Annotated in this window: 24 protein-coding genes; 14 read left to right on the forward strand and 10 right to left on the reverse strand. The window is 74.1% G+C overall.

The features are described from left to right. Positions 1–19 precede the first annotated feature (19 nt). The 6 genes from ABZ693_RS17895 (at position 20) to ABZ693_RS17920 (ending at position 4,981) form a co-directional block, all read left to right on the forward strand. On the forward strand, positions 20–529 hold the full coding sequence (locus ABZ693_RS17895) for an NUDIX domain-containing protein (RefSeq protein ID WP_359877779.1): 510 nt from the start codon (positions 20–22) through the stop codon (positions 527–529). A gap of 139 nt (positions 530–668) precedes the next feature. Beyond that, complete coding sequence (locus tag ABZ693_RS17900) at positions 669–1,064, forward strand: YidH family protein (protein WP_359877782.1); 396 nt, start codon at positions 669–671, stop codon at positions 1,062–1,064. A gap of 128 nt (positions 1,065–1,192) precedes the next feature. Then, positions 1,193–1,477 (forward strand): DUF202 domain-containing protein, encoded by a 285-nt coding sequence (locus tag ABZ693_RS17905; RefSeq protein ID WP_359877854.1) that lies wholly within the window; start codon positions 1,193–1,195, stop codon positions 1,475–1,477. A gap of 160 nt (positions 1,478–1,637) precedes the next feature. Beyond that, the gene (locus tag ABZ693_RS17910; RefSeq protein WP_359877784.1) at positions 1,638–2,549 is read left to right on the forward strand and encodes an MBL fold metallo-hydrolase; all 912 of its coding nucleotides are present in this window, start codon (positions 1,638–1,640) and stop codon (positions 2,547–2,549) included. Between the two features lie 185 nt (positions 2,550–2,734). Then, positions 2,735–3,760, forward strand: coding sequence for a phosphotransferase family protein (locus ABZ693_RS17915; protein ID WP_359877786.1), 1,026 nt, complete (start codon positions 2,735–2,737; stop codon positions 3,758–3,760). Between the two features lie 6 nt (positions 3,761–3,766). After that, entirely contained in the window at positions 3,767–4,981 is a 1,215-nt protein-coding gene (locus ABZ693_RS17920; protein WP_359877788.1) for an acyl-CoA dehydrogenase family protein, read from the forward strand. A 36-nt stretch (positions 4,982–5,017) separates the two neighbouring features. Here ABZ693_RS17920 and ABZ693_RS17925 read toward each other — a convergent pair whose 3' ends face one another. The 3 genes from ABZ693_RS17925 to ABZ693_RS17935 all read right to left on the reverse strand — a co-directional run bounded on the left by ABZ693_RS17925 (position 5,018) and on the right by ABZ693_RS17935 (position 7,289). Then, on the reverse strand, positions 5,018–5,623 hold the full coding sequence (locus ABZ693_RS17925; protein ID WP_359877790.1) for a hypothetical protein: 606 nt from the start codon (positions 5,621–5,623) through the stop codon (positions 5,018–5,020). A gap of 140 nt (positions 5,624–5,763) precedes the next feature. Further along, on the reverse strand, positions 5,764–6,357 hold the full coding sequence (locus ABZ693_RS17930; RefSeq protein ID WP_359877793.1) for a TetR/AcrR family transcriptional regulator: 594 nt from the start codon (positions 6,355–6,357) through the stop codon (positions 5,764–5,766). Positions 6,358–6,515: 158 nt separating this feature from the next. Next, positions 6,516–7,289: an SDR family oxidoreductase gene (locus ABZ693_RS17935; protein WP_359877796.1), complete on the reverse strand. Its 774-nt coding sequence runs from the start codon at positions 7,287–7,289 to the stop codon at positions 6,516–6,518. Between the two features lie 261 nt (positions 7,290–7,550). Here ABZ693_RS17935 and ABZ693_RS17940 point away from each other — a divergent pair, with 261 nt between their 5' ends. The 5 genes from ABZ693_RS17940 (at position 7,551) to ABZ693_RS17960 (ending at position 13,704) form a co-directional block, all read left to right on the forward strand. Continuing rightward, complete coding sequence (locus tag ABZ693_RS17940; RefSeq protein ID WP_359877797.1) at positions 7,551–8,831, forward strand: exo-beta-N-acetylmuramidase NamZ family protein; 1,281 nt, start codon at positions 7,551–7,553, stop codon at positions 8,829–8,831. 105 nt (positions 8,832–8,936) lie between these two features. Continuing rightward, a complete protein-coding gene (locus ABZ693_RS17945) occupies positions 8,937–10,304 on the forward strand; it encodes an erythromycin esterase family protein (protein WP_359877799.1) in 1,368 nt (455 codons plus the stop codon). A 175-nt stretch (positions 10,305–10,479) separates the two neighbouring features. Continuing rightward, positions 10,480–11,679 (forward strand): serine-threonine protein kinase, encoded by a 1,200-nt coding sequence (locus tag ABZ693_RS17950; RefSeq protein ID WP_359877802.1) that lies wholly within the window; start codon positions 10,480–10,482, stop codon positions 11,677–11,679. A gap of 153 nt (positions 11,680–11,832) precedes the next feature. Then, positions 11,833–12,450, forward strand: coding sequence for a hypothetical protein (locus ABZ693_RS17955; protein ID WP_359877804.1), 618 nt, complete (start codon positions 11,833–11,835; stop codon positions 12,448–12,450). 180 nt (positions 12,451–12,630) lie between these two features. After that, positions 12,631–13,704, forward strand: a complete 1,074-nt coding sequence (locus tag ABZ693_RS17960) for an RNA ligase (ATP) (RefSeq protein ID WP_359877807.1) — start codon at positions 12,631–12,633, stop codon at positions 13,702–13,704. 103 nt (positions 13,705–13,807) lie between these two features. On the opposite strand, the gene soxR is transcribed toward ABZ693_RS17960, so the two are convergent. Continuing rightward, positions 13,808–14,272: a redox-sensitive transcriptional activator SoxR gene (gene soxR / locus ABZ693_RS17965; protein ID WP_359877809.1), complete on the reverse strand. Its 465-nt coding sequence runs from the start codon at positions 14,270–14,272 to the stop codon at positions 13,808–13,810. 169 nt (positions 14,273–14,441) lie between these two features. Between soxR and ABZ693_RS17970 the strand changes: the two genes are divergently transcribed. Continuing rightward, on the forward strand, positions 14,442–14,903 hold the full coding sequence (locus ABZ693_RS17970) for a MaoC family dehydratase (protein WP_359877812.1): 462 nt from the start codon (positions 14,442–14,444) through the stop codon (positions 14,901–14,903). On the opposite strand, the gene ABZ693_RS17975 is transcribed toward ABZ693_RS17970, so the two are convergent. The 3 genes from ABZ693_RS17975 to ABZ693_RS17985 form a co-directional block, all read right to left on the reverse strand. After that, positions 14,894–15,562 (reverse strand): TetR/AcrR family transcriptional regulator, encoded by a 669-nt coding sequence (locus tag ABZ693_RS17975; RefSeq protein ID WP_359877815.1) that lies wholly within the window; start codon positions 15,560–15,562, stop codon positions 14,894–14,896. The two genes, ABZ693_RS17970 and ABZ693_RS17975, sit on opposite strands and share 10 nt — an antisense overlap. A gap of 124 nt (positions 15,563–15,686) precedes the next feature. After that, complete coding sequence (locus ABZ693_RS17980; protein WP_359877817.1) at positions 15,687–15,974, reverse strand: YiaA/YiaB family inner membrane protein; 288 nt, start codon at positions 15,972–15,974, stop codon at positions 15,687–15,689. 111 nt (positions 15,975–16,085) lie between these two features. Then, complete coding sequence (locus ABZ693_RS17985; protein WP_359877820.1) at positions 16,086–17,243, reverse strand: acyl-CoA dehydrogenase family protein; 1,158 nt, start codon at positions 17,241–17,243, stop codon at positions 16,086–16,088. Positions 17,244–17,306: 63 nt separating this feature from the next. Here ABZ693_RS17985 and ABZ693_RS17990 point away from each other — a divergent pair, with 63 nt between their 5' ends. Further along, complete coding sequence (locus ABZ693_RS17990) at positions 17,307–17,990, forward strand: TetR/AcrR family transcriptional regulator (protein ID WP_359877823.1); 684 nt, start codon at positions 17,307–17,309, stop codon at positions 17,988–17,990. Positions 17,991–18,067: 77 nt separating this feature from the next. After that, positions 18,068–18,985, forward strand: a complete 918-nt coding sequence (locus tag ABZ693_RS17995) for a DMT family transporter (RefSeq protein ID WP_359877826.1) — start codon at positions 18,068–18,070, stop codon at positions 18,983–18,985. A 3-nt stretch (positions 18,986–18,988) separates the two neighbouring features. Here ABZ693_RS17995 and ABZ693_RS18000 read toward each other — a convergent pair whose 3' ends face one another. The 3 genes from ABZ693_RS18000 to ABZ693_RS18010 all read right to left on the reverse strand — a co-directional run bounded on the left by ABZ693_RS18000 (position 18,989) and on the right by ABZ693_RS18010 (position 22,796). Further along, positions 18,989–20,068: a zinc-binding dehydrogenase gene (locus tag ABZ693_RS18000; protein ID WP_359877827.1), complete on the reverse strand. Its 1,080-nt coding sequence runs from the start codon at positions 20,066–20,068 to the stop codon at positions 18,989–18,991. 115 nt (positions 20,069–20,183) lie between these two features. Next, on the reverse strand, positions 20,184–21,575 hold the full coding sequence (locus ABZ693_RS18005; protein WP_359877830.1) for an aldehyde dehydrogenase family protein: 1,392 nt from the start codon (positions 21,573–21,575) through the stop codon (positions 20,184–20,186). 588 nt (positions 21,576–22,163) lie between these two features. Then, positions 22,164–22,796: a class F sortase gene (locus ABZ693_RS18010; RefSeq protein WP_381698237.1), complete on the reverse strand. Its 633-nt coding sequence runs from the start codon at positions 22,794–22,796 to the stop codon at positions 22,164–22,166. Positions 22,797–22,982: the final 186 nt, after the last annotated feature.

The raw sequence follows: 22,982 nt of genomic DNA on the forward strand, positions 1-22,982 counted from the left end.
CGGGTCCATGATGGGGCGCATGAGCGCTGATGAAGTGATCGACGTCGTCGACGAGAACGACCGGGTGACCGGTCGGGCCCCGCGCGGTGAGGTGTACGCGCGGGGGCTGATCCACCGGGTCTCGTTCGTCCAGGTGCGGGACGGCCAGGGCCGGATCTTCGTGCACCGCCGGACCGCGACGAAGGCACTCTTCCCGTCGCGGTACGACATGTTCGTGGGCGGGGTCCTCGGGGCCGGCGAGTCGTACGACGAGGCCGCGCTGCGCGAGGCCGAGGAGGAGCTGGGGGTGACCGGACTCGCCCGGCCGGTACCGCTGTTCCGGTTCCTGTACGACGGGGGCGCGGCCGGGAAGTGGTGGTCGGCCGTCTACGAGGTGCGCTGCGATCTGCCCGTGCATCCGCAGGTCGAGGAGGTGGCCTGGCACGCCTTCCTGCCGGAGGCCGAGGTGGAGGCCCGGCTCGGCGACTGGCCGTGGGTGCCGGACGGACTCGCCGCGTACGAACGGCTGCGGGCGCACCGGGAGGGCTGACCGGACCGGCGGACCGGACGGGCGGACCGGACGGGTCGCCCGAGCGTCAGGAGGACGGTGGCGGAGGGCCGGTGGCGCACGGCGGCACGCACCGGCGGTGACCCGCCGCTTCGCGGAGAGGCGCCGATAAGGTGCCCGGGTGAGCGACTTCGTACAGACCCTGCGCCTGTGGTTCGCGCCGCGCCGCCTCCAGGAGGAGGGCACGACCCCGGACTACCGGTTCTCGCTGGCCAACGAGCGCACCTTCCTCGCCTGGCTGCGGACGGCGCTCGCGCTGATCGGCGGCGGTTTCGCCGTGGCCCAGTTCCTGCCGGACCTGGCCTGGGGCCTGCGGGTCGCGCTCTCGCTCGCGCTGCTGGCGGCCGGGGTGCTGTGCGCGCTGCGCGCCGTGAACCACTGGGTCCGCACCGAGCGGGCCATGCGGCGCGACGAGGATCTGCCGGCGTCCCGTTTCCCGGCCGTCCTGAGCCTGACGGTGGCGCTGGTCGCGCTCGCGATGGTGACGATCGTGCTCTTCGGCTGGGCCGAGCGGTGAGCCCCCCGCCCGGGACGGAGCCGGGCCCGGACCCCGTACCCGAGCCCGTACCGGAACCGGAAGAGGAACCGGAAGAGGAACCCCGATCGGCGCACGCGGCCGCGGCGGAGACCGTCCGGGACCCCGGGCTGCAGCCCGAACGGACCCGGCTCGCCTGGCGCCGGACGACACTGTCGGCCGCGGTGGTCGCCCTGCTCGCCGCCCGGCAGGTGCTCCACGGCGGGCCGACCCCGGCCGGGCTGACCGCCGTCGGGCTGTCGATGCTGGCCTGGCTGGGCCTCGTGGCCGTGGCCCACCAGCGCATCCGGTCCCTGAGCACGGCCCGGCCCCGGCCGCTGTCCCACCGCGGCGCGCTGCTCGCCGCGGCCTGCGCGATCGCCTTCGCGGGGTTCGCGGTCGCCATCGTGCTCTGACGCCCCGGCCCCAACCCCGGCCCCTGATCGCTCGATTCCGCGATCCCGCGATTCCCCTGTTCTCCGCCGCGCGACTCCCCGGTGATCACCGCGCTTCCCACCGGCCCGGCCGACTGGCACTCTTCCCCTGTCGAATCGGGCTCTCACCGGGGGGAATTCCTTGTCCGCCACCGATCCTTACGTGGTCACACTCGCACCGCACGTCCATGCCTTCATCCAGCCCGACGGGGGCTGGTGCCTGAACAACGCCGGTTTCCTCGGCGACGGCGGCGAGACCCTGCTCGTCGACACCGCCGCCACCGAGCGCCGCGCCCTGCTGCTGCGCGATGCCGTCCGCGACGCGGGCCTCGCGCTGCCCCGCACCATCGTCACCACCCACCACCACGGCGACCACACCTACGGCAACAGGGTGTTCCTCCCCGAGGTCCGGATCATCGGGCACGAGAGCTGCCGCTCCGAGCAGCTCGCGGCCGGCCGCCAGCTCCACCTCCTGTGGCCGGAGACCGACTTCGGGCACGTCGAGATCGAGCCGCCGCACCTCACCTACAGCGACCGGCTGACGCTGTACGTCGGGGACACCGAGGTGCGGGTGATCCACCCCGGCCGGGCGCACACGATCGGCGACTCGATCGTCCATCTGCCCCGGCACGGCATCGTGTTCACCGGCGACCTGGTCTTCAACGGGGGCACGCCGTTCGTGCTGATGGGCTCGCTCGCCGGTTCGCTGCGGGCGTTCGACCTGCTGCGTTCGCTGGACGCCGAGACGGTGGTGCCGGGCCACGGCCGGATCACCGATCCCTCCGCGTACGCCCCGGCCGAGCGCTATCTGCGCTGGGTGCGGGAGCTCGCGGAGGAGGGCCGGGCCAAGGGGGACACGCCGCTGGAGACGGCGCGGCGGGCCGACCTGGGCGAGTTCGCGGACTGGCCGGAGAGCGAGCGTCTGGTGGCCAATCTGCACCGCGCGTACGCGGAGCTGGAGGGTCTGCCGGAGGGGCATCCGCTGGACCTGGCGACCGTGTTCGCGGACCTGACCGTGATGAACGGCGGCCGGCCCGTGGCCTGCCACGCCTGACCGTCCCACCCTCCCCTGGATCCGATCCGATCCCCTGCTCTCCGGGCACCCCCTCCCGCTCCCCCGGACACCGGCCCCCACACCCCTGGGGCCGGCGTCCGGGGGTCCCCGGGGATCCCCCTCTGGACGACATACCGACTGGTCGGTCATGATGAGCGCGACGCCGATCCCGGAGGTATGCCCGCATGAGTTCCGCCCTGCCAGGTCTCGACCCCGAGCGGCTGCGCCGCTTCCTCGACCGCGAGCGCCCCGGTCTGGTCGCCGGCCCGCTGGAGGCCCGGCTGATCGAGGGCGGCCGCTCGAACCTCACGTACGTGGTGACCGACGGCACGGGCCGCTGGGTCGTCCGCCGGCCCCCGCTCGGCCACGTCCTGGCCACCGCGCACGACATGAAGCGCGAGCACCGGGTCATCAGCGCGCTCGCCGACACCGCCGTCCCGGTGCCCGGCACGGTCCTGCTGTGCGAGGACGAGTCGGTGCTCGGCGCGCCGTTCTACGTCATGGAGTTCGTCGAGGGCACCCCGTACCGCTCGGCCGCCGAACTCGCCCCGCTGGGCGCCGACCGCACCCGCGCCGCCGTCCTCGGCCTCGTCGACACCCTCGTCGACCTGCACGCCGTCGACCCGGCCGCCGCCGGGCTCGGCGACTTCGGGCGCCCCGACGGCTTCCTCGACCGGCAGCTGCGCCGCTGGGGCAAGCAGCTCGCCGCGTCCCGGGGCCGCGAGCTGGCCGGCATCGACGAACTGCACGCCGCCCTCGGCCAGGGGCTGCCCGTGTCCCCCGCGCCGACCGTCATCCACGGCGACTTCCGGCTCGACAACGTGCTCGTCGGCCCGGACGACCGGATCAGGGCCGTCCTGGACTGGGAGATGTCCACGCTCGGCGACCCGCTCACCGACCTCGGCCTGCTGGTCATGTACAGCACCCCGCTCGACCTGCCGGACTCCCCCATCTCGACCACCGCCACGGCCGCCGGCCACCCCGCCGCCGCCGAGCTCGCCCTGCGCTACGCCGCCCGTTCCGGCCGCGACACCGGCGCCCTGGCCTGGTACACGGCCTTCGCCTGGTTCAAGCTCGCCGTGATCCTCGAGGGCATTCACTACCGCTACACCCTCGGCCAGACCGTCGGCGCCGGCTTCGACCGCATCGGCGAGCTGGTCCCCGTCTTCATCGAGCACGGCCTCACCACCCTCCGCAGCCAGGAAGGCTGATCCGCCATGGACTTCGCGTTCGACGCCCGCACCGAGGAACTGCGGGCGAAACTCCTCGCCTTCATGGACGAGCACGTGTACCCCGCCGAAGCCGTCGCCGAGGAGCAGCGCGCCACGCTCGCCTCCCCGTGGGACGTCCCGCCGATCGTCGAGGAGCTGAAGGCCGAGGCGCGCCGCCAGGGCCTGTGGAACCTCTTCCTGCCGGACACCGCGTACGGGGCCGGGCTCACCAACCTGCAGTACGCGCCGCTCGCCGAGATCACCGGCCGCAGCCCGCACCTCGCGCCCACCGTCACCAACTGCGCCGCCCCCGACACCGGGAACATGGAGCTGCTCGCCCAGTTCGGCGACGAGGCGCAGAAGAAGCAGTGGCTGGAGCCGCTGCTCGCGGGCGAGATCCGGTCGGCGTTCGCGATGACCGAGCCCGAGGTCGCCTCGTCCGACGCGACCAACATCGAGACCCGGATCCGGCGGGACGGCGACTCGTACGTCGTCGACGGCCGCAAGTGGTACATCTCCGGGGCGATGCACCCCGACTGCCGGATCTTCATCGTCATGGGCAAGACGGACCCGGACGGCGCCGACGTCCGCCGCCAGCAGTCGATGATCCTGGTCCCCCGGGACACCCCCGGGGTCGAGGTGCGGCGCGCGATGCGGGTGTACGGGTACGAGGACCACTCCCACGGCGGCCACGCCGAGGTCGTCTTCGACCAGGTCCGGGTCCCGGCCGCGAACCTGCTGGGCGAGGAGGGCAGCGGCTTCGCCATCGCCCAGGCCCGCCTCGGGCCGGGCCGCATCCACCACTGCATGCGGCTGATCGGCATGGCCGAGCGGGCGGTCGAGCTGATGTGCCGGCGCGCGCTCTCCCGTACCGCCTTCGGCAAGCCGCTCGCCCAGCAGGGCGTCGTGCAGAACTGGATCGCGGACGCCCGGGTGACGATCGAGCAGTTGCGGCTGCTCGTCCTCAAGACGGCCTGGCTGATGGACACCGCCGGCAACCGGGGCGCCCACACCGAGATCCAGGCCATCAAGATCGCCACACCGCGGGCGGTCGTCGGCATCATCGACCAGGCGGTGCAGCTGTACGGCGCGGGCGGCGTCTCGCAGGACTCCCCGCTCGCCGAGCTGTGGGCGGCGGCGCGGACGCTGCGGCTCGCCGACGGGCCGGACGAGGTGCACCAGCGGTCGCTGGCGCGCCGGGAGCTGAAGACATACATGTGACGCTCCGGCCGGCCTCCCGCCGGGGTCGCGCCGGGGTCACACGTGCCGGTCGCCGAGGGTGTAGCCGCCCTCGACGACCGGCATGTCGGCCGCGGAGGACATGCACTTCGTCAGGAGCGGCTGCTTCTTGAGGGTGGCTCCGGACAGTCCGACACGGGCCGGGCCGCCTGCGCCGTCCCGGGGCACGTAGAAACTGAGGCCCATCCGGGTGTGCGCGTCGAGGGCCTCGCGCCACGGGTGGCCGGGGCTGGTGCGCTGAAGGCGTCCGGTCACGGTGGCGGTGGGGCCGCCGGTGGTGAGGCAGTCGACCGCGAAGTCGCCCCAGTAGTCCTTGCCGTCGATGACGTGGGAGATACGGAAGGTGCCCCAGGAGCGGGTGGGGAAGGAGCCGGGCCCGAAGGCGGCATGGGCTTCGACAGTGACCCGTACCGCCTCCGTCTCGACCGGGTAGCCGAGCCTGGCCCGCCCCGTCAGGTCGGAGGTGGCGAGGCCGTCGGCGGCGGACGCGACGGGCGCGGAAAGCGACGTGGCCGCGGGCTCGGGCACGGACTCCGGCGCGGGGGCCGCCCAGGCGGCCGGGGCGGCGAGCGTCGCGACGACGGCGAGGACGGCGGTGGCGCGCAAGGCGGGCTTCAGCAGCATGGCGGGGCTCCGTTCGGAGTGTCCGGCGAGGTGTCCGGCAGGGTGGTGACCGACGCGTCGATCCTCCTCGCCGGACCCGCTCCCGGGCGTCCCTCGCCGGTCGCGACCCGCCTCCGCCGTACGGGCGAGGCGCTCCCGTCCTACGGGCGCAGGGCGCGCAGCAGGAGGTCGGCGAGGTGGTCGGCCACCTGCTGCGGGGTGAGCGGTCCGTCCGGGCGGTACCAGGTGGACAGGTGGTGGACCGAGCCGAAGTGGTAGTCCACCACCAGGTCGGCCGGGGTCGCGTCGGAGAACACCCCGGCCCGCTGGCCCTCCTCGATCAGGGCGCGGAACCGCTGGTGGTAGCGCCGCCGTTCGGCCCGTACCTGCTGGTTCTTCTCCGGGCTGAGGTGGTGCATGGAGCGGAAGAAGATCGACGCGTCGTCGAGGTTCTCGATGGTGGTGACGACCACGTCCGCGGCCGCGTCGCGCAGCCGCCGTTCGACCGGCGCGTCGGAGTCCGCGTAGGCGTCCAGGCGCTCCTGCTGGAGTCGCAGCACGCGCGCGTACACCTCCTGGAGCAGGTCCTCCTTGGAGCCGAAGTAGTGGTAGAGGGCGCCCTTGGTGACGCCGGCCGCTTCCACGATCTCCTGGACGGAGGTCCGGTCGTAGCCCTGCTCGGCGAAGAGCCGGGTGGCGGCGGCCAGCAGCCTCTGGGGGACGGGCGTTCCGCTCCCGTCCGTCGTCCTGGGCATGCCGCTCCTTCTCTCGTGACGTACGTGCGGACGGCCGCTGCCACGACCGTTCCCGCTGTTCGGTGGGGGGCCGCGGTGCGCGGTCCCGTCCTGGGAATCTTCCCATTTCCCGCCGGGCCGGTGACCGGCCGCCCCGGGACGGCGGGTGGGAAGGCCCGTCAGCCGCCGTTCGCCTCCCAGGTGCGCTGGATGCGGTTCATGCCGCCGATCCACCGCTCGGGGTCGGTGGCCCGGGCCTCGTAGTAGCCCGCGACCTCGGGGTGCGGCAGGACCAGGAAACGGTCGGCGGCCATGGCGTCGAACAGGGCGTCGGCGACGGCCTCGGGCGCGACGGCGGTGGGGGCGAGGAGGAGTTCGCCGGCCGATCCGGCGGCGGTGAGCATGTCCGTACGGACGCCCTGCGGGCAGATCGCGTGGACCTTGAGGCCGCGGTGGCGGTAGGTGAGGGAGAGCCATTCGGCGAAGGCGTACGCGCCGTGCTTGGACACGCTGTACGGGGCGGCGCCGATCATGGTGAGCAGGCCGGCGGCCGACACGGTGGACACGAAGCGGCCGCTGCCGCGCTCCAGCCAGTCGGGCAGCAGGGCGCGGGCGGCGCGGACATGGGCCATGACGTTGACGTCCCAGGCGGCGGCCCATGTCTCCTCGTCGGCGAACGCGTCTCCGGGCGAGCCGAGTCCGGCGTTGGCGCACCAGATGTCGACGGCCGCGCCGGCGCCCGCGAGCGCGGCGCGGGCCTCGTCGACGACGGTGGAGGCGTCGCCGGGGACGGCGAGGGCGCCGATCTCGTCGGCGACGGCCCGGGTGCGCTCCGGGTCGAGGTCGTTGACGACGACCCGCGCGCCCTCGGCGGCGAACCGGCGGGCGAGTGCGGCGCCGATGCCGCCGGCCGCGCCGGTCACGACCACTCCCGTGCCCTCAAGCGAACTCATCGGGTCCACCTCTCCGTCTCTCCGTCCGTCCGTCCGTCCGTTGTCTCCTCGGCCGTCGTGCGCGCGTCGGCTGCTGCCGTACGCGCCTCGGCTGCCGTGCGCGCAGACTAACCGGTCGGTATGGACCCGGGGAAGAGCGCGGCCCCCGGTCCCCCCGGTCACTCCTTCCTCAGGTTCCTCGCGCACGCCTCCTCCCGCTGGGCCGCGGTCGGCGCTAGCGTGCGTGGCCATGTCAGGGAAGGCGATCAAGGAGGTCTCTTCATGAGCCTGTCCAGGCGGGGTCCGTCCCGGCGCGGCCTGCTGACCGCGGGCGGCGGCGTGGTCGCGGCGGCAGCGGCGGGAGTGGGGGCGGGCGCGGTGCCCGCGGCGGCGGACGCGCCGCCCGGCCGGGGCCGCGCGGTGCGGACCGGCTTCGACCGGCTCGCCGCCGGCGGCTACGCGCCGCTCGCCGGCCAACGGGTCGGCGTGGTCACCAACCCGACCGGCATCACCGCCGACGCCCGCCACCTCGTGGACGTGATGCACGCCGACGACCGGGTGGACCTGGTCGCCGTCTTCGGCCCCGAGCACGGCTTCCGGGGGACGGCGCAGGCGGGCGGTTCGGAGGGCCGCTACGACGACCCGGCGACGGGACTGCCGGTCTACGACACGTACACCAAGAGCGGACAGCCGCTGGCGGACGTGTTCACGGCCTCCGGCGTCGACACGGTCGTCTTCGACATCCAGGACGTGGGCGCCCGCTTCTACACGTACATCTGGACGCTGTACGACTGTATGGAGGCGGCCGCGCTCGCCGGGAAGCGGTTCGTCGTCCTGGACCGGCCGAACCCGGTGACCGGGCGGGCCGCGCTCGGCCCCGTCCTCGACCGGGCGTACGCCACGTTCGTGGGCCGTGAGCCGATCGCGCAGGCGCACGGGATGACGGTCGCGGAGCTGGCCCGGCTGTTCAACGCGGAGTTCCTGGCGAAGCCCGTACCGCTGGAGACGGTCGCCGCCACGGGCTGGCGGCGGGCCGACTTCTTCGACACGACCGGGCTGCCGTGGGTGCCGCCGAGCCCCAACATGCCGACGCCCGACACGGCGCTGGTCTACTCCGGCACCTGCCTGTTCGAGGGCACCAACCTGTCCGAGGGGCGCGGCACCACCCGGCCGTTCGAACTGCTCGGCGCCGAGGGGATCGACGGGTCCTGGGCGGAGGCGGCCAACGCGCTCGGGCTGCCGGGGGTGCGCTTCCGGGAGGCGTACTTCGCGCCGACGTTCTCCAAGTTCCAGGGGAAGACGGTCGGCGGGGTGCAGCTGATGGTGCACGACCGGACGGCCTTCGACCCGGTACGGACCGGGATCGCGCTGCTCGTCACGGCGCGGCGGACGTGGAGCGGGTTCGCGTGGCGGCCGGACGACTGGATCGACAAGCTGACCGGTTCGGCGCGGGTGCGCACGATGATCGACGCGGGCGCGCCGGTGGACGAGGTCGCCGGGGCCTGGGAGGCGGACCTGGCGGCGTTCCGGGCGATGCGGAAGGCGTATCTGATGTACCACTGACGGCGGGTGAGGGCCGGGGGACACCTGAGACGGTGGGGCTGTCCCCCGGCGGCGACGGGTGGCGTCCGGATGGCCCCGCCCGGGGCCCGCGGCGAGGCTGGGATCATGCACACGTTACGCACCCGTCGCCGCCGGCCCTTCCGTCCCCTGCGCCCGCTCACGGCCCTGCTGGCCGCCGCCTGCCTGGGCCTCGCGGTCCCCGTCGCCCAGGCCGCCGAGCGGCCCGCGTCCACCCCCGACCCGGCCCGTGAACTCGCCGCCACCGCAGGCCCGTTGACCGACACACGGACACTGGAGCGGATCGTCGGCTCGGCGAAGGTGGTGGGGATCGGCGAGGCCACGCACAGCTCCGCCGAGTTCTTCACCGCCAAGCACCGGATCTTCGAAGACCTCGTCGAGCGGCGTGGGTTCACCACCTTCGCACTGGAGGCCAACTGGAGCACCGGCCTGCTCGTCGACGGCTACGTCCGCTCCGGCAAGGGCGACATCGAGAAGATCATGCGGGACGAGTTCCAGAACTCCTACGCCTTCTGGAACACCGGCGAGTACCTCGACCTCTTCCGCTGGATGCGACAGCACAATCTGCGCCATCCCGGCCATCAGGTCCGCTTCATGGGCAACGACCTCGGCTACGCCGGCCCGAACCTCTTCGACGAGGTCACCGACTACGTGACCCGCACCCGCCCGGCCCTGCTCCCCCGCTTCCGGGAGCTGTACCGCGCCTCGCGGCCGGCCGGCGACGACGTCGACGCCTGGATGAACGCGTACATGAACATGCCGATCACCGAGCGGCGGGCCATGGGCGCGGACGTCCGGCGGGCGCTCGCCCTGCTCGAGGAGCAGGGCCCGGCGGGTCCGGGGCGCGCGGCGCGCGAGGCGCACACCTGGGCGGTGCAGCACGCGCGGGCGATCGCCCAGGTCGGCACGGAGTACACGTACGACTTCGGGAGCGACCAGGGCATCGCCGGGGCCATGCTCTACCGCGACCGGATCATGGCCGAGAACACGGTGTGGTGGCAGCGGCACACGGGCGACCGGATGGTCCTGTCCGCGCACGACGGGCATGTCGGCTACGAGACGCCGAACCCCGCGCAGTACCCGCGCATCCAGGGCGCGTTCCTGCGTGACGCGCTGGGCCGGGACTACGTGTCCATCGGCGCGGCCTTCGGGCAGGGCTCGTTCACCGCGCACGACACGGAGGCGCCCGGCGAGCCGCTCCGGGTCTTCACCCTGGGCCCGCTCGGGCCGGACAGCAACGAGGCCGTCCTGGACCGGGTCTCGACGCGCCCGTTCCTCCTCGACACGCGGACCGCCACACCGGCCGCGCGGGCCTGGCTGGCCGGCGCCCGGCCGACCCGGTCGATCGGCACCGCGTATCCGTGGCCGGGCGACGTGACCGACCAGTCGCTGTCCCGGTCGTACGACGCGGTCGTCTACTTCCCGCGGATCTCCGCGGCGAGACTGCGCCACTGACGTCCCGTCGGCGACTGGCCCGTGCCGTACGCGGGAAGAATCCCGGCGGACGCCCGAGCGGCCGTGCCGGGCCGGGACGGGGCGGGGCGAGGCCCGGTGCGGCCCTCCGCCCCCGCCCCGTCCTCCCGGATCCGGCCCGCGGGCGAGGCACACCTCGACGCGGAGGGACGGGGCCATGACCACGACGGTGACGAGTGTCGAGCCGTACCACGAGATCGTGTTCGACAAGGACGGCGAGGGCCCGGCCGGGCAGGCGGACGCGCTGGCGGCGCTCGCCCGGCGGGGATGCACGGACCTGGTGGTCTTCACGCACGGCTGGAACAACACGCCGTCGCAGGCCGCCGGGCTCTTCGACCGCTTCTTCGCGCCCTTCCCGCGGGTGGCGGGCACGTCGGCGCGGCTGGGGTACGCGGGGCTCGTCTGGCCCTCGATCATGTTCTCGGACGAGCAGGTGCCCGACTACGCGGCGGTGGCCGCGGCCGTCCCGGAACGGGCGACGGCGGTCGCCCGGCTCGCGGAGCTGGCCGAGGCGGAGCCCGCGGACGACGCGTCGCTCGCGGAGTTCGCCCGGCTGCTGCGGGAGCTGGCGGGGGTGCCGGACGGCCCCGGGCTCGCCGCCGGGTCCGACGTGCCGGGGTTCCTGGTCGGGGACCCGCGGGCGGTGTACGCGATGTTCGCCGACGCGCACGAGACGGCGACGGGCGCGGGGGCGGCCGAGCTGTTCGGCGGCGATCCGGTGAAGCGGCTGTGGCGCGGTGCCAAGGAGGCGCTGCGGCAGGCGACGTACTACACGATGAAGCGCCGCGCGGGTGTGGTCGGCGAGCGCGGGCTCGGTCCGCTGCTCGGCGAACTCGCCCGGAAAGCACCGGACGTGCGGGTCCATCTGACCGGGCACAGCTTCGGCGCCCGGCTGATCGCGCACGCGCTGGGCGGACTGCCGGAGGGGGTGCGCCCGGTCAAGTCGGTGACATTGCTCCAGGGCGCCTTCTCGCACTACGCGTTCGCCGACCGGGTGCCGTACGGATCGGCCCGGGCCGGCTCGCTGCCCGGGTTGCAGGCGCGGGTGGACGGGCCGCTGGTCGCCTGCCACTCCCGGCACGACACGGCGCTCGGGATCTTCTACCCGCTGGCGTCCCGGCTGGCCCGGGACGACGACGGGCTGCTCGGCGACGACCGCCGCTGGTGGGCCGTGGGCCACGACGGGGTCCAGGCCGTTCCCGGCACATCCGCCGTCACGCTGGCGGCGGCGCTGCACGACGGGCTGCCCGCCTCGGGGTGCGTCAACGTGGACGCCGCCGCGGTGGTGTCCGAGCACAGCGACATCTGCCACGAGGAGCTGGCCCGGGTGGTGGCGCGAGCCGGGCGCTTCGCCTGAGGCAAGGCGGGGCGGAGGGGGCGCGATCCGGCGGCTGGTTTCCGTCACTGCGGTGTCCCCCACACGAGTGATCGAATCGATGGGTGGAACAGGAAAGGCCGTTCGTTCGTCCCTCTGATAACGCCGGAGTAGCAGCGACGGAGGTGGCAGGACATGGCCGGGTTCCGGAGTCTCGCGAGACAGGTCCGCGATCCACGGTGCGACACGGCCTTGCGCCGGTACGCCCTGCGCAAGTGCCTGGAGCGGTTCGCTCCGTACGGTCACCGCGCGACCTGGGACCATCTGTGCCGCAGGCACGGCTTCGGCCCGGAGGACCGGGAGGCGGATCCGGCGCGGCTGGTGGCCGCGCTGGAGGAGCTGGAGGAGGCGCGGGCCGTGTGGCTCGCGTACGAGGCGGAGTTCGCGGCGCGGCGGCGCCGCGAGAAGCGCGACGGGCTGCGCCGGCCCGCCTCTCTCGACGCCTGGCACCGCCAAATCTGGGGCGGCAACGGGGTGGCCCGCTGCGACGACCCGGAGCACCATCCGACCGCGCCGCTGCCGGAGGTGCTGGGGCGGCTGGTGGCCGCGCTGCGGCGGGGCCCGGGCGAGGGCTGCCCGGTGTGCGCGGGGCGGCATGTCGAATGGCGTACGGGAAACACGCGGGACGAGCCGTGGTTCGGCCCGGTGTGCGTGGACTGCGGAGTGCGCATACCGCGCCCCGTCCTGTCCCCCCGCGCCCGGACCCGCGCCCACGACCCGGGGACCGCGTCCCGGCTGGCCCGGGCGGCGTGACCCCGGCGGCCCGCGCTCCGCTCGACCGGCGCCGGTGACCGCCCCGTTCCGGGCGCCCGGCGCGGCCGAAGAGCGCGACGCTAGCAGTCGATAATCCGTTCGCCCAGCGATTTCGGGGCCCGGCACAGTGGCGGGGATGACCACGCCCCCGATACCCGCCGAACGACCGGAGTCCTGACCATGTCGACGCTGCGCGTCACCGCCGAGACCCTGACCGTCCACGTCCACCCGAACGCCGACGCGCTCGAACTCGCGCAGGTCGGCCTCTACCGGGCGGTCGTCGCCAAGGGCACGTACCGCAGTGGTGACATCGCGCTCTACATCCCCGAACAGGCCGTGCTGCCCGACGCGCTCGTCGACGAACTGGGTCTGACCGGGCGGCTCGCCGGGAAGGCGGGCAACCGGGTCAAGGCGGTCCGGCTGCGCGGCGAGCTGTCACAGGGGCTGGTGTGCCGGCCGCGCGCGCTCGACGGGGTGGACCTGCGCCGGGCGGCCGAGGACGGCACGGACTTCGCGGAGCGGCTCGGGATCACCAAGTGGGCGCCGCCGATCCCGCCGACCATGAGCGGCGCGGTGGAGTCCGCGCCGGATCTGCTGCCGTGGGTCGAGATCGAGAACCTGCACCGGTTTCCGGACGTCTTCGCGCCCGGCGAGCCCGTCGTCCTCACCGAGAAGCTGCACGGCACGGCCTGCCTCGTGACGTACCTCGCCGAGGAGGACCGCACACTCGTCTCCTCGAAGGGCTTCGGCGCCCGGGGCATGGCCCTCGTCGAGGACCCGCGCAACCTGTACTGGCGCGCCGTCCTCCGGCACGGTCTGTCGGCCGTCGCCGCCCGGCTCGCGAAGCGGCTCGGCGCGCGCCGGGTCGGGTTCTACGGCGAGGTGTACGGGGACGGGGTGCAGGACCTGGCGTACGGGGCGGACGCCCGCGCCGAGGACGGGGTGGGGTACGCGCTGTTCGACGTGTCCGCCGAGATCGACGGGCAGGTGCGCTGGCTGGACCCGGCCGAGGTGCTGGAGCCGGGCGAGTTGCCGCTCGTACCGCGCCTGTACACCGGCCCGTACGAGCGGGATCACGTCCTCGCGCTGGCGAGCGGCCGGGAGACGGTCTCGGGGCGCGAACTGCACCTGCGCGAAGGAGTCGTGATCCGCCCGGTGACCGAGCGGTACAGCCCCGTCGTCGTCGGGCGCGCGATCGCGAAGGCGGTCAGCCCGGCGTATCTGACCCGTAAGGGCGGCACCGAGTACGAGTGACGCGCCGAGTGACGCGCACACGCCCGGGAACAGGACGGGAGCCCGCCCACGGGGGTGGCGGGCTCCCGTCCCGCGCCGTTCGACTCCCCTGAATCCCCTGGGATCAGCCCGGCTTGCGCTCGCCCAGCAGGCGCGAGCCGGTGATCCGCTCGCCGAAGACGTCGTCGGGGTTGGACAGCACGCAGGTCTCCAGAGACAGGCAGCCACAACCGATGCAGTCCGTCAGGTGGTCGCGCAATTTGCCGAGCCGGTCTATGCGTTCGTCGAGTTCGGCCCGCCAGGTTCCGGAGAGCCGGGCCCAGTCCTCCCGGGTGGGGGTGCGCTCCTCGGGCAGCTGGGCGAGCGCGTCGCGCACGGTGGCGAGCGGGATGCCGACGCGCTGGGCGGCCCGGATGAAGGCGACCCGGCGCAGCGTGTCGCGGGTGTAGCGGCGCTGGTTGCCGCTGGTGCGACGGCTGTCGATCAGCCCCTTGGACTCGTAGAAGTGCAGGGCCGAGACGGCTGCTCCGCTGCGCGCGGACAGCTGGCCGACGGTGAGTTCGTGGATCTTCCCGGGAATCTGCGACACCCGTCCGAGCCTACGGCAGACCGCACGGCGCACCGGCCGCGTCGCGCCCCGTGCCCGGGCCGGGCGCATTGACAGGAAGCCGCCCGCCCCACAACATGCTGAGCAGTCGCTTAGGTGCGGGCCTCCCTGTCCGCGCCCGCGTTCACGGATGCACGAGAGGGAGCGGAACATGGCCGAGCCGAGGATCTTCACCTCCGCCGAGGAGCTGCGCGCCGCGGTCGGCGACCAGCTGGGGCACAGCGACTGGCTGGAGATCGAGCAGCGGCGGATCGACCTGTTCGCCGACGCCACCGGCGACCACCAGTGGATCCACGTCGACCCGGAGCGCGCCGCCACGGGCCCGTTCGGGCGGACGATCGCGCACGGCTATCTGACGCTGTCGCTGCTGCCGGTCCTGGTACCGCAGGTCATGCGGGTCGAGGGCATGAAGATGGGCCTCAACTACGGCACGAACAAGGTCCGTTTCCCCGCGCCGGTACCGGTCGGCTCGCGACTGCGCGCCACCGCCGTGCTCACCGAGGTGACGGAGGCCGGCGGGGGCGTGCAGGTGACGGCGACGGTGACCGTGGAGCGCGAGGGCGGCGACAAGCCGGTGTGCGTCGCCGAGTCGGTGTCCCGCTACTACTTCTGAGCCGCGGACCCGTCCGGCGCGGCAAGCGTCCGGGCGCCCACCATGCGCAGCACGAGGTCGGCGTAGAGCGCGCCGACCTCGTCGGCGGTCCGCCGCCCCTGGGTGGTGAACCAGCGCGAGACGTCGATGCAGAGGGACAGCACGGCGATGGTGGTGCCGGCCACGTCCGGGACGTCGAACTCGCCGCTCGCCACGCCCTCCTCGATGAGCCCGCGCACCGCCGCGTCCGACTCGCGGCGCAGCGCCACGATCTCGGTGCGGTGCTCGGGGCCGAGCGCGTCCAGCTCGTACTGCACGACCCGCGCGGTGGTGTGCCGCTCGGCGTGCCAGCGCACGAAGGACCGCACGGCGGCGGCGAGCCGCTCGGACGCCGTGCCCTCGGAGCTGGCGGCGGCGCGCAGGATCTCCAGGGCCTTGTCGTGCCCGATCCGGCTGATCCGGTGGAGCAGCTCTTCCTTGGTCTTGTAGTGGATGTAGAGCGCGGCGGGGCTCATCCCGGCCCGGCCCGCGATGTCGCGGGTCGTGGTGGCGTGGTAGCCGCGCTCGGCGAACGCCTCGACGGCCGCGATCAGCAGACGCCGGGCGGCCTCGGGCGTGACTTCGCCCCACGGCGTGTCCTCGCCGCAGGGCGCCTCCTCCGTCTCCTCCGCCGCGCTCATCGCTCACTCCTCTTCGGGCCGTCACAGGGACGAACACCATACAACGAAGCTGAGCAAGCGCTTAGAGTCCCAGGGGGCAGGGTTTCCCCCGCCCCGAGGCGTGCCGCGCCGCGCCGCGCGGCGCTCAGAGCTTCTGGAAGGGATCGTGCTCGGCGAGCAGCTTCTCCAGCCGGGCCTGGTCGACCCGGCTGACGATCTGGCCCGCCTCCTGCCGGTCGCGGACGACCTTGGCGAGGGTGAACGCGGAGGTGGTCAGGTAGAGGACCGAGACCGCGAGGAAGGCACGCACCCAGGCGCTGGCCTCCAGCTGGTAGACCCCGACGGTCACCGCGAAGAGGGCGAGTCCGAAGGAGAGGGCGGCCTGCGCGTAGTACGCGGCGGTGTTCTGCTGCTTGACGGGTGTGTCGCTCATGCCGGACAGCATCGGGCGGGCGGGGCACCCGCCATATCCGCGCCGGTACTCAGGCGCGTACTCATCACCGCCCGTACGCACGGCGTGGAGAGGCTCACAGCGTGGAGAGGCTCAGAACGCGGAGACGCCCGTCAGCGCCCGTCCGATGATGAGTTTCTGGATCTGACTGGTGCCCTCGTAGAGGGTCATCACGCGGGCGTCGCGCAGCAGCTTGCCGACCGGGTACTCGTCGATATAGCCGTAGCCGCCGAAGACCTGGAGGGCGTTGTTCGCGGCGCGGACGGCGGCCTCGGAGGCGTACAGCTTGGCCTTGGAGGCGGCGGTGGCGAACTCCTCGCCGCGGTCGATCAGATCGGCGACCCGCCAGGTGAGCAGCCGAGCGGCGTCGACGTCCACGGCGATGTCGCTGATCAGTTCCTGGACCAGCTGGTACGAGGCGATGGACCGGCCGAACTGCTCCCGCTCCCCCGCGTACCGGACGGCCGAGTCGAGGGCGGCCTGGGCGATGCCGACGCAGCCGGCGGCGACCGACATCCGGCCCTTGGCGAGCGCGGACATGGCGACGGCGAAGCCCTTGCCCTCAGGGCCGAGCATCGCGCTCCCGGGGACGCGGACGTCCTCCAGGACGAGTTCGGCGGTGGCCTGGCCGCGCAGTCCGAGCTTGCCGTGGATGGCGCGGCGGGTGAGGCCGGGGGTGTCGGCGGGGACGAGGAAGGCGGAGACGCCCCGGTGACCGGGGGTGTCGTTGGTGCGGGCGAAGAGCAGCACGACGTCGGCCCAGGTGCCGTTGGTGATGAACATCTTGCCGCCGTTGATCACGTACGTGCCGGTGGCGGCGTCGCGGACGGCGCGGGTGGCGAGGTTCCCGGCGTCGGAGCCGGTGCCCGGCTCGGTGAGGCCGAAGCAGCCGAGCGCGTCGCCGGCCGCGAGCCGGGGCAGCCAGGTCCGCTTCTGGTCCTCGTCGCCCCAGGCCGCGATGGTCTTGGCGACCAGCCCGAGCGAGACGGAGACGATGCCGCGGACGGAGGAGTCGCCGCGGCCCAGTTCCTCGGTGACGAGGCAGTACGCGAGATGGCCGCCGCCCGAGCCGCCGTACTCCTCGGGGATCGTCAGACCCAGGAACCCGACGTCACCGAGCTTCCTCACGATGCCCCGGTCGACCTCCTCGGCGCGGTCCCAGGCGACGGCGTACGGGGTGATCTCGCGGGCGACGAAGTCCTCGGCGAGCCGCCGTACGGCCGTCTGCTCCGGGCTGAGTCCCAGGTCCATCGCCGCCACCCGTCCGTTTAATTACCACTGCTAGTTTTCTGGGGCACGCCTACTATGTGCGCCATGGCCCGACCGCGCAAGCCCCTCCTGAGCCGTGACCTCATCGTCGAGACGGCGGGCGCGCTCGTGGACGCCGAAGGGCTCTCCGCCCTGTCGACCCGGCGCCTCGCGGCCGAACTGGGCGTCAGCGGGCCCTCCCTCTACAACCACTTCCGCACCAAGGACGCGATCCTGGACGCGGTCGCGGACACGGTCAGCGCACAGGTCGACCTGTCGATGTTCGCGCCGGACGACCCGCGGGACTGGCGCACCGCCCTGCACGACTGGGCCGTCTCCTACCGGGCCGCGCTCGCCCGGCACCCGCACCTCGTCCCCCTGCTCGCCCAGGGCCCCGGCCGCCGCCCGGCCGGTCTGCGCGTCGCCGACACGGTCTTCGGCGCGATGGTCCGCGCGGGCTGGCCCCCGGCGCAGGCCACCTCCGTCGGCGCCCTGATGCGCTACTTCGTCACCGGCTCCGCGCTCGGCTCCTTCGCCCGCGGCTTCGTCGACGACGAGACCGCGTACGACCCGGCCGACTACCCCCACCTCGGCCAGGCCCATCTCCTCGCGGAGCACCGCGAGAAGGTCGACGAGGGCGCCTTCACGACGGGCCTGCGGGCGCTGCTCGACGGTCTGGGGACGCAGTACGAGGCGGGGGTACGGGACGCGTGGGGCGCGGCGCGACGGGGCGCCGGGCAGGACACGTAGCGGCGGGGGACGTCGCGGCCCGAGCGGGCCGTGATCGTGCGGTGGGGACCGAACAGTCCCGGCCGTACTGTCCTCCCATGCCGAACCGAACCTCTCGACTCGCGCTCGCCGCCGCCGGTGTCACCGTCGTGCTGTGGGCCTCCGCCTTCGTCTCCATACGCAGCGCGGGCGCCGCCTACTCCCCCGGCGCCCTCGCCCTCGGCCGGCTGCTCGCCGGGTCGGTCGTCCTCGGCACCGTCCTGCTCGTCCGGCGGGAGGGGCTGCCGCCCCGGGCCGCCTGGCGCGGGATCGCGCTGTCCGGGCTGATGTGGTTCGGGGCGTACATGGTGGTGCTCAACTGGGGCGAGCAGGAGGTCGACGCCGGGACGGCCGCGATGGTCGTGAACATCGGCCCGATCCTGATCGCCCTGCTCGGGGCGAAGGTGCTCGGCGAGACGCTGCCGCCCCGGCTGCTCGCGGGCATGGCGGTGTCGTTCGCCGGCGCGGTGACGGTGGGTCTGTCGATGTCGGCCGGGTCGGGCGCGGGGCACGCGTCCCTGCTCGGGGTGGTGCTGTGTCTGCTCGCGGCGGTGGCGTACGCGGGCGGGGTGGTGTCGCAGAAGCCGGCGCTCGCACACGGCAGCGCGCTCCAGGTGACGACCTTCGGGTGCCTGGTCGGCGCGGTGGCGTGTCTGCCGTTCGCCGGACAGCTCGTCGAGGAGGCGAACCGGGCCCCGCTGTCGGCGACCCTGAACATGGTCTACCTGGGCGTCTTCCCGACCGCGCTGGCCTTCACCACCTGGGCCTACGCCCTGGCGCGGACGACCGCGGGCCGGATGGGCGCGACGACGTACGCCGTGCCCGCCCTGGTCGTCCTGATGGCCTGGGTGTTCCTCGGCGAGCTGCCGGGACTGCTGACGCTCGGCGGCGGCGCGCTGTGCCTGGCGGGCGTGGCGGTGTCCCGGTCCCGGCCGAGGGCCGCGGTGACGGCCCCGGCCGGGTCCGGTCGTTCGTAGGACCTAGAACACGACGAGGGCGCGGCCTCCCTTGCCGGCGCGCAAGGCGTCGAAGGCGGCCGGGATGTCGTCGAGGGTGATCCGGTCGGTGACCAGGGCGCCGGGGTCGAGGCGGCCCGCGCGGATGTGCTCGGCAAGGATGGGCAGGTCGCGGGCCGGGTCGGAGTTGCCGTAGACGCAGCCGGAGAGGGTGCGGCCCCAGTGGAAGATCTCCAGGGCGTTGAAGGAGACCTGCTGGTCCTTGCCGCCGATGCCGACGACCGTGGTGCGGCCGCCGCGCCGGGTGGACTCCCACGCGGTCCGGATGGTGACGGCGCGGCCGACGCATTCGACGGCCACGTCGACGCCGTGGCCGCCCGTCAGTTTCCGGACGTCCTTGGCGGTGGTGTCGGAGGCGACGACGTACTCGGTGGCACCGGCGGCCCGGGCCAGGGCCTCCTTCTCGGGCGACACGTCGACGGCCACGATGGCCGCTGCCCCGGCGGCGCGGGCGGCCTGGAGGGTGGCGAGGCCGACGCCGCCGACCCCGAAGACGGCGACCGTCTCGCCCGCCCGGACCCGGGCCGAGTGGTGGACGGCACCCCAGCCGGTGAGGACGGCACAGCCGAGCAGCGCGGCGTCGGTGAGCGGTACGCCCTCGGGCGCGGGCAGCACGCAGCCGGCCGCGACGACCGTCTCCTCGGCGAACGCGGCGACGTTGAGGCCGGGGTGGAGGGCGGTGCCGTCCTCGGTGCGGGCGTGGACGGCGGCGGCGCCGGAGAGGGCGTCGAGGCAGAGCCAGACCTCGCCGAGCGAGCAGGGGTGGCAGGTGCCGCAGGACGGCGCCCAGTTGAGGACGACATCGTCGCCGGGGGCCACGTGCGTGACGCCCTCGCCGACGGCGACGACGGTGCCGGCGCCCTCGTGGCCGAGGACGGCGGGGACGGGCACCCGCAGGGTGCCGTCGGACAGCGACAGGTCGGAGTGGCACACCCCGGCGGCGGCGAGGCGGACCCGCACCTGGCCGGGTCCGGGGGCGGGCAGTTCGATGCCGGTGATCTCCAGCGGAGAGCCGACGGCGGGCAGGACGGCGGCGCGGATCACGCTCGTGTCTCCTCGGGTGCTCGGACGCGCGTACGGAGAGCGCCGGGCACCCGGGGCACGGTGGCCCCGGACCCGGCGCCGGAGGACGGGAAGCTTCGGCTCAGCTCACCAGGATTCAGAACTGCAGGGACTTGGTCTGGAGGTATTCGGCGAGGCCGTGCGCGCCGAGTTCGCGGCCGACCCCGGACTGCTTCCAGCCGCCGAACGGGGCCAGCGGGTTGAACCGGCCGCCGTTGATGTCGACCTGGCCGGTCTCCATGCGGCGGGCGAAGGCGACGGCCGCCTCCGGTGCGCCCCAGACGGCGCCGGCGAGCCCGTACTCGGTGCCGTTGGCGAGGGCGAGGGCATCCTCCTCGTCCTCGTACCGCATGATCGAGACGACCGGGCCGAAGATCTCCTCCCGGGCGATGGTCATGCCGGGGGTGACGTCGGCGAAGACGGTCGGGGCGACGAAGTAGCCGGTCTCGCGCGGGGCTTCGGGGCCGCCGGCGACGAGCCGGGCGCCTTCGGCGACGCCCTGCTCGATGTAGCCGCGGACCCGGTCGCGCTGCCGGGCGCTGACGAGCGGGCCGACGCGCTCGCCCGGCACGTACGTGGCGACGGCCGCGGCGGCGAGCGCGACCGCCTCCTCGTACTGGTCGGTGTGCACGAGCATCCGGGTCCAGGCGCTGCACGTCTGGCCGGAGTTGGACATGACGTTGGCGACGCCGACGGCGACGGCCTTGCCGAGGTCGGCGCCGGGCAGGATGACGTTCGCCGACTTGCCGCCGAGTTCGAGGGCGACGCGCTTGACGGCCCCTCCGGCGAGGGCCCCGATCCGGCGGCCGACGGCGGTGGAGCCGGTGAAGGAGACCAGGTCCACGCCGGGGTGCTCGGCGAGGGCCTGGCCGGCGACCGGGCCGAGGCCGGTGACGAGGTTGAACACCCCGGCCGGCACGCCCGCGTCGTGCACGGCCTCGGCGAAGAGCTGGGCGGTCAGCGGGGTGTCCTCGGCGGGCTTGAGGACGAGGGTGCAGCCGGCCGCGAGGGCCGGGGCGGCCTTGGCGACGATCTGGTGGAGCGGGTAGTTCCAGGGAGTGATGGCGGCGACGACGCCGACCGGCTCGGAGTAGACGGTGGAGTTGCCGACCTTCTCCTCGAAGGGGTGGGTGGCGGCGAGTGCGGCGTACGTGCCGGCGACCGTGACCGGCAGGGCGGTGTGCACCCCGGCGGCGAGCTTCGGCGGGGCGCCCAGCTCGGTGGTGACGGTGGCGGCGATCTCCTCGGCGCGGGCGGCGAGCGCGTCGCGGAGCGCGGTGAGCCGGGCGGCCCGCTCGGCGGGCGGGGTGGCGGCCCAGCCGGGCAGCGCGGCGCGGGCGGCCCGTACCGCGGCGTCCACGTCCTCGGCGGTCCCGGCCGGGACATGGGCGACGACCTGTTCGGTCGACGGGTCGATCACCGCGATCGTCTCCGGGGAGGCGGGGGCGCGCCACTCTCCGCCGATGTACATCGCGTCGTGGACCTTCATCCGCTCTCTCCTCGCCTGTCACGCGGTCACGCTGTCGCGTGCCTGCGGGCCCAAACTAGCGCTGTTAGTTTTCGCGCGCCAGAGTCCTCTTCCCGCGGTACGGACCATGGCGAGGTGCGCTCCCGCGGGTCCGGCGCGCGCGTCAGCGGGGCGGGAAGCGCCGGAAGCGAGGGGCATGGCGGCAGAACCGCACCGCGCCCTGGCCCTCGCGTCCGTACGAGGCGAAGGGGCCCGAACCCTGGACGGCTGGCCGGCGGACCGGCCGGCCACAGGGCGGTCCGGCGCGGGAGCGGATGTCCGCACCGGCCGCCCTGCCGCCGTCCTGGGGAGGGCCCGCCCGGAAGCGGGGCGCGGTCCCGAGGAGGGGCGGGAGCGCTCGTTCCGGGCGACGACGGACCGCGTGACGCATGGCGGGGCGGAGCGGTCCGTGAAGGCGGTGCCGGTCGGACACCCACAGGGGGTGCGGGCTCCTGCCGGCTCCTCGGCCATCGTGCGCGCCGGGCCCGAAGGAGCGGAAGCCTCTGGCAAGTTCTCGCCAGGCCGGGCCAGGGCCAAGGGCGGGTACGGGGGCGGGGACGTGAAGCGGGGTCAGATCGTGCGGTCGACACCCGTGAGGTGGGCGAAGACCACGATGTTGGAGGCGTAGCCGTTCTTGCGGTCGAAGAGGCCGCCGCAGGTGAGCAGCCGCAGTTCGGCCCGGTCCGAGGGCCCGTACACCTCGTCGTCGGGGAAGGACGCCTTGTCGTACGTGCGGACCCGGTCGACGGTGAAGACGGCGACCCGTCCGTCGGCGCGGGCGACGCGCACGGTGTTGCCCGGGTTCAGCACGTTGAGGTTGAGGAAGATCGCCGGTCCGGTGCGGGTGTCGCGGTGGCCGACCACGACGGCGGTGCCGCGTTCGCCGGGCGTGACGCCTTTCGCGTACCAGCCGACGACCCGGGGGTTGTCGACGGGCGGGACCGCGAGATGCCCGGTGCCGTCGAGCCCCAGTTCGACGACCGGAGCCTGGATGGTGATCGCGGGGACGGCGAGGGCGGTGGGCCGGGAGCGCTTCAGCGGCGCGGCCGGCGGCTGGGGACGGGACTGCGGCACTACGACGGGGCGGGCCGCGACCGGTGCCGCCACGCCGTGGCCGACGGGCGCCGCCGCGAGCACGGGGCCGGGCGGCGGCTGGTCGTCCTGCGCCCACCACAGGCCGCCGACGACCAGGGAGAGGGTCACGAGGACGGTGCGGGCGAGCCGCCGGGTGCGCCGGAGCCGCCGCTTCCGGCGGACGGAGGCTCCGCCGCGCCGGACGGGCCCGCGCGGGTGGGGCCGGCCCTTCTGTGGTCCGTGCACTCCGCCCCGCTGCTCGGGGCGCTCGGTCTGGTCGTGGGCCTCTTCATCGCCCCGGCGCTGATCACCGGC

This window comes from Streptomyces laurentii (genome assembly GCF_040635425.1).
In the GTDB taxonomy this organism is placed as follows: Bacteria; Actinomycetota; Actinomycetes; order Streptomycetales; family Streptomycetaceae; genus Streptomyces; species Streptomyces laurentii.

Coding starts and splice junctions, on each gene's coding strand:
- ABZ693_RS17895 (WP_359877779.1), top strand. CDS start 20: ATGAGCGCTGATGAAGTGATCGACGTCGTCGACGAGAACGACCGGGTG.
- ABZ693_RS17915 (WP_359877786.1), top strand. CDS start 2,735: ATGAGTTCCGCCCTGCCAGGTCTCGACCCCGAGCGGCTGCGCCGCTTC.
- ABZ693_RS17920 (WP_359877788.1), top strand. CDS start 3,767: ATGGACTTCGCGTTCGACGCCCGCACCGAGGAACTGCGGGCGAAACTC.
- ABZ693_RS17925 (WP_359877790.1), bottom strand. CDS start 5,623: ATGCTGCTGAAGCCCGCCTTGCGCGCCACCGCCGTCCTCGCCGTCGTC.
- ABZ693_RS17930 (WP_359877793.1), bottom strand. CDS start 6,357: ATGCCCAGGACGACGGACGGGAGCGGAACGCCCGTCCCCCAGAGGCTG.
- ABZ693_RS17935 (WP_359877796.1), bottom strand. CDS start 7,289: ATGAGTTCGCTTGAGGGCACGGGAGTGGTCGTGACCGGCGCGGCCGGC.
- ABZ693_RS17940 (WP_359877797.1), top strand. CDS start 7,551: ATGAGCCTGTCCAGGCGGGGTCCGTCCCGGCGCGGCCTGCTGACCGCG.
- ABZ693_RS17945 (WP_359877799.1), top strand. CDS start 8,937: ATGCACACGTTACGCACCCGTCGCCGCCGGCCCTTCCGTCCCCTGCGC.
- ABZ693_RS17950 (WP_359877802.1), top strand. CDS start 10,480: ATGACCACGACGGTGACGAGTGTCGAGCCGTACCACGAGATCGTGTTC.
- ABZ693_RS17955 (WP_359877804.1), top strand. CDS start 11,833: ATGGCCGGGTTCCGGAGTCTCGCGAGACAGGTCCGCGATCCACGGTGC.
- ABZ693_RS17960 (WP_359877807.1), top strand. CDS start 12,631: ATGTCGACGCTGCGCGTCACCGCCGAGACCCTGACCGTCCACGTCCAC.
- ABZ693_RS17970 (WP_359877812.1), top strand. CDS start 14,442: ATGGCCGAGCCGAGGATCTTCACCTCCGCCGAGGAGCTGCGCGCCGCG.
- ABZ693_RS17975 (WP_359877815.1), bottom strand. CDS start 15,562: ATGAGCGCGGCGGAGGAGACGGAGGAGGCGCCCTGCGGCGAGGACACG.
- ABZ693_RS17980 (WP_359877817.1), bottom strand. CDS start 15,974: ATGAGCGACACACCCGTCAAGCAGCAGAACACCGCCGCGTACTACGCG.
- ABZ693_RS17985 (WP_359877820.1), bottom strand. CDS start 17,243: ATGGACCTGGGACTCAGCCCGGAGCAGACGGCCGTACGGCGGCTCGCC.
- ABZ693_RS17990 (WP_359877823.1), top strand. CDS start 17,307: ATGGCCCGACCGCGCAAGCCCCTCCTGAGCCGTGACCTCATCGTCGAG.
- ABZ693_RS17995 (WP_359877826.1), top strand. CDS start 18,068: ATGCCGAACCGAACCTCTCGACTCGCGCTCGCCGCCGCCGGTGTCACC.
- ABZ693_RS18005 (WP_359877830.1), bottom strand. CDS start 21,575: ATGAAGGTCCACGACGCGATGTACATCGGCGGAGAGTGGCGCGCCCCC.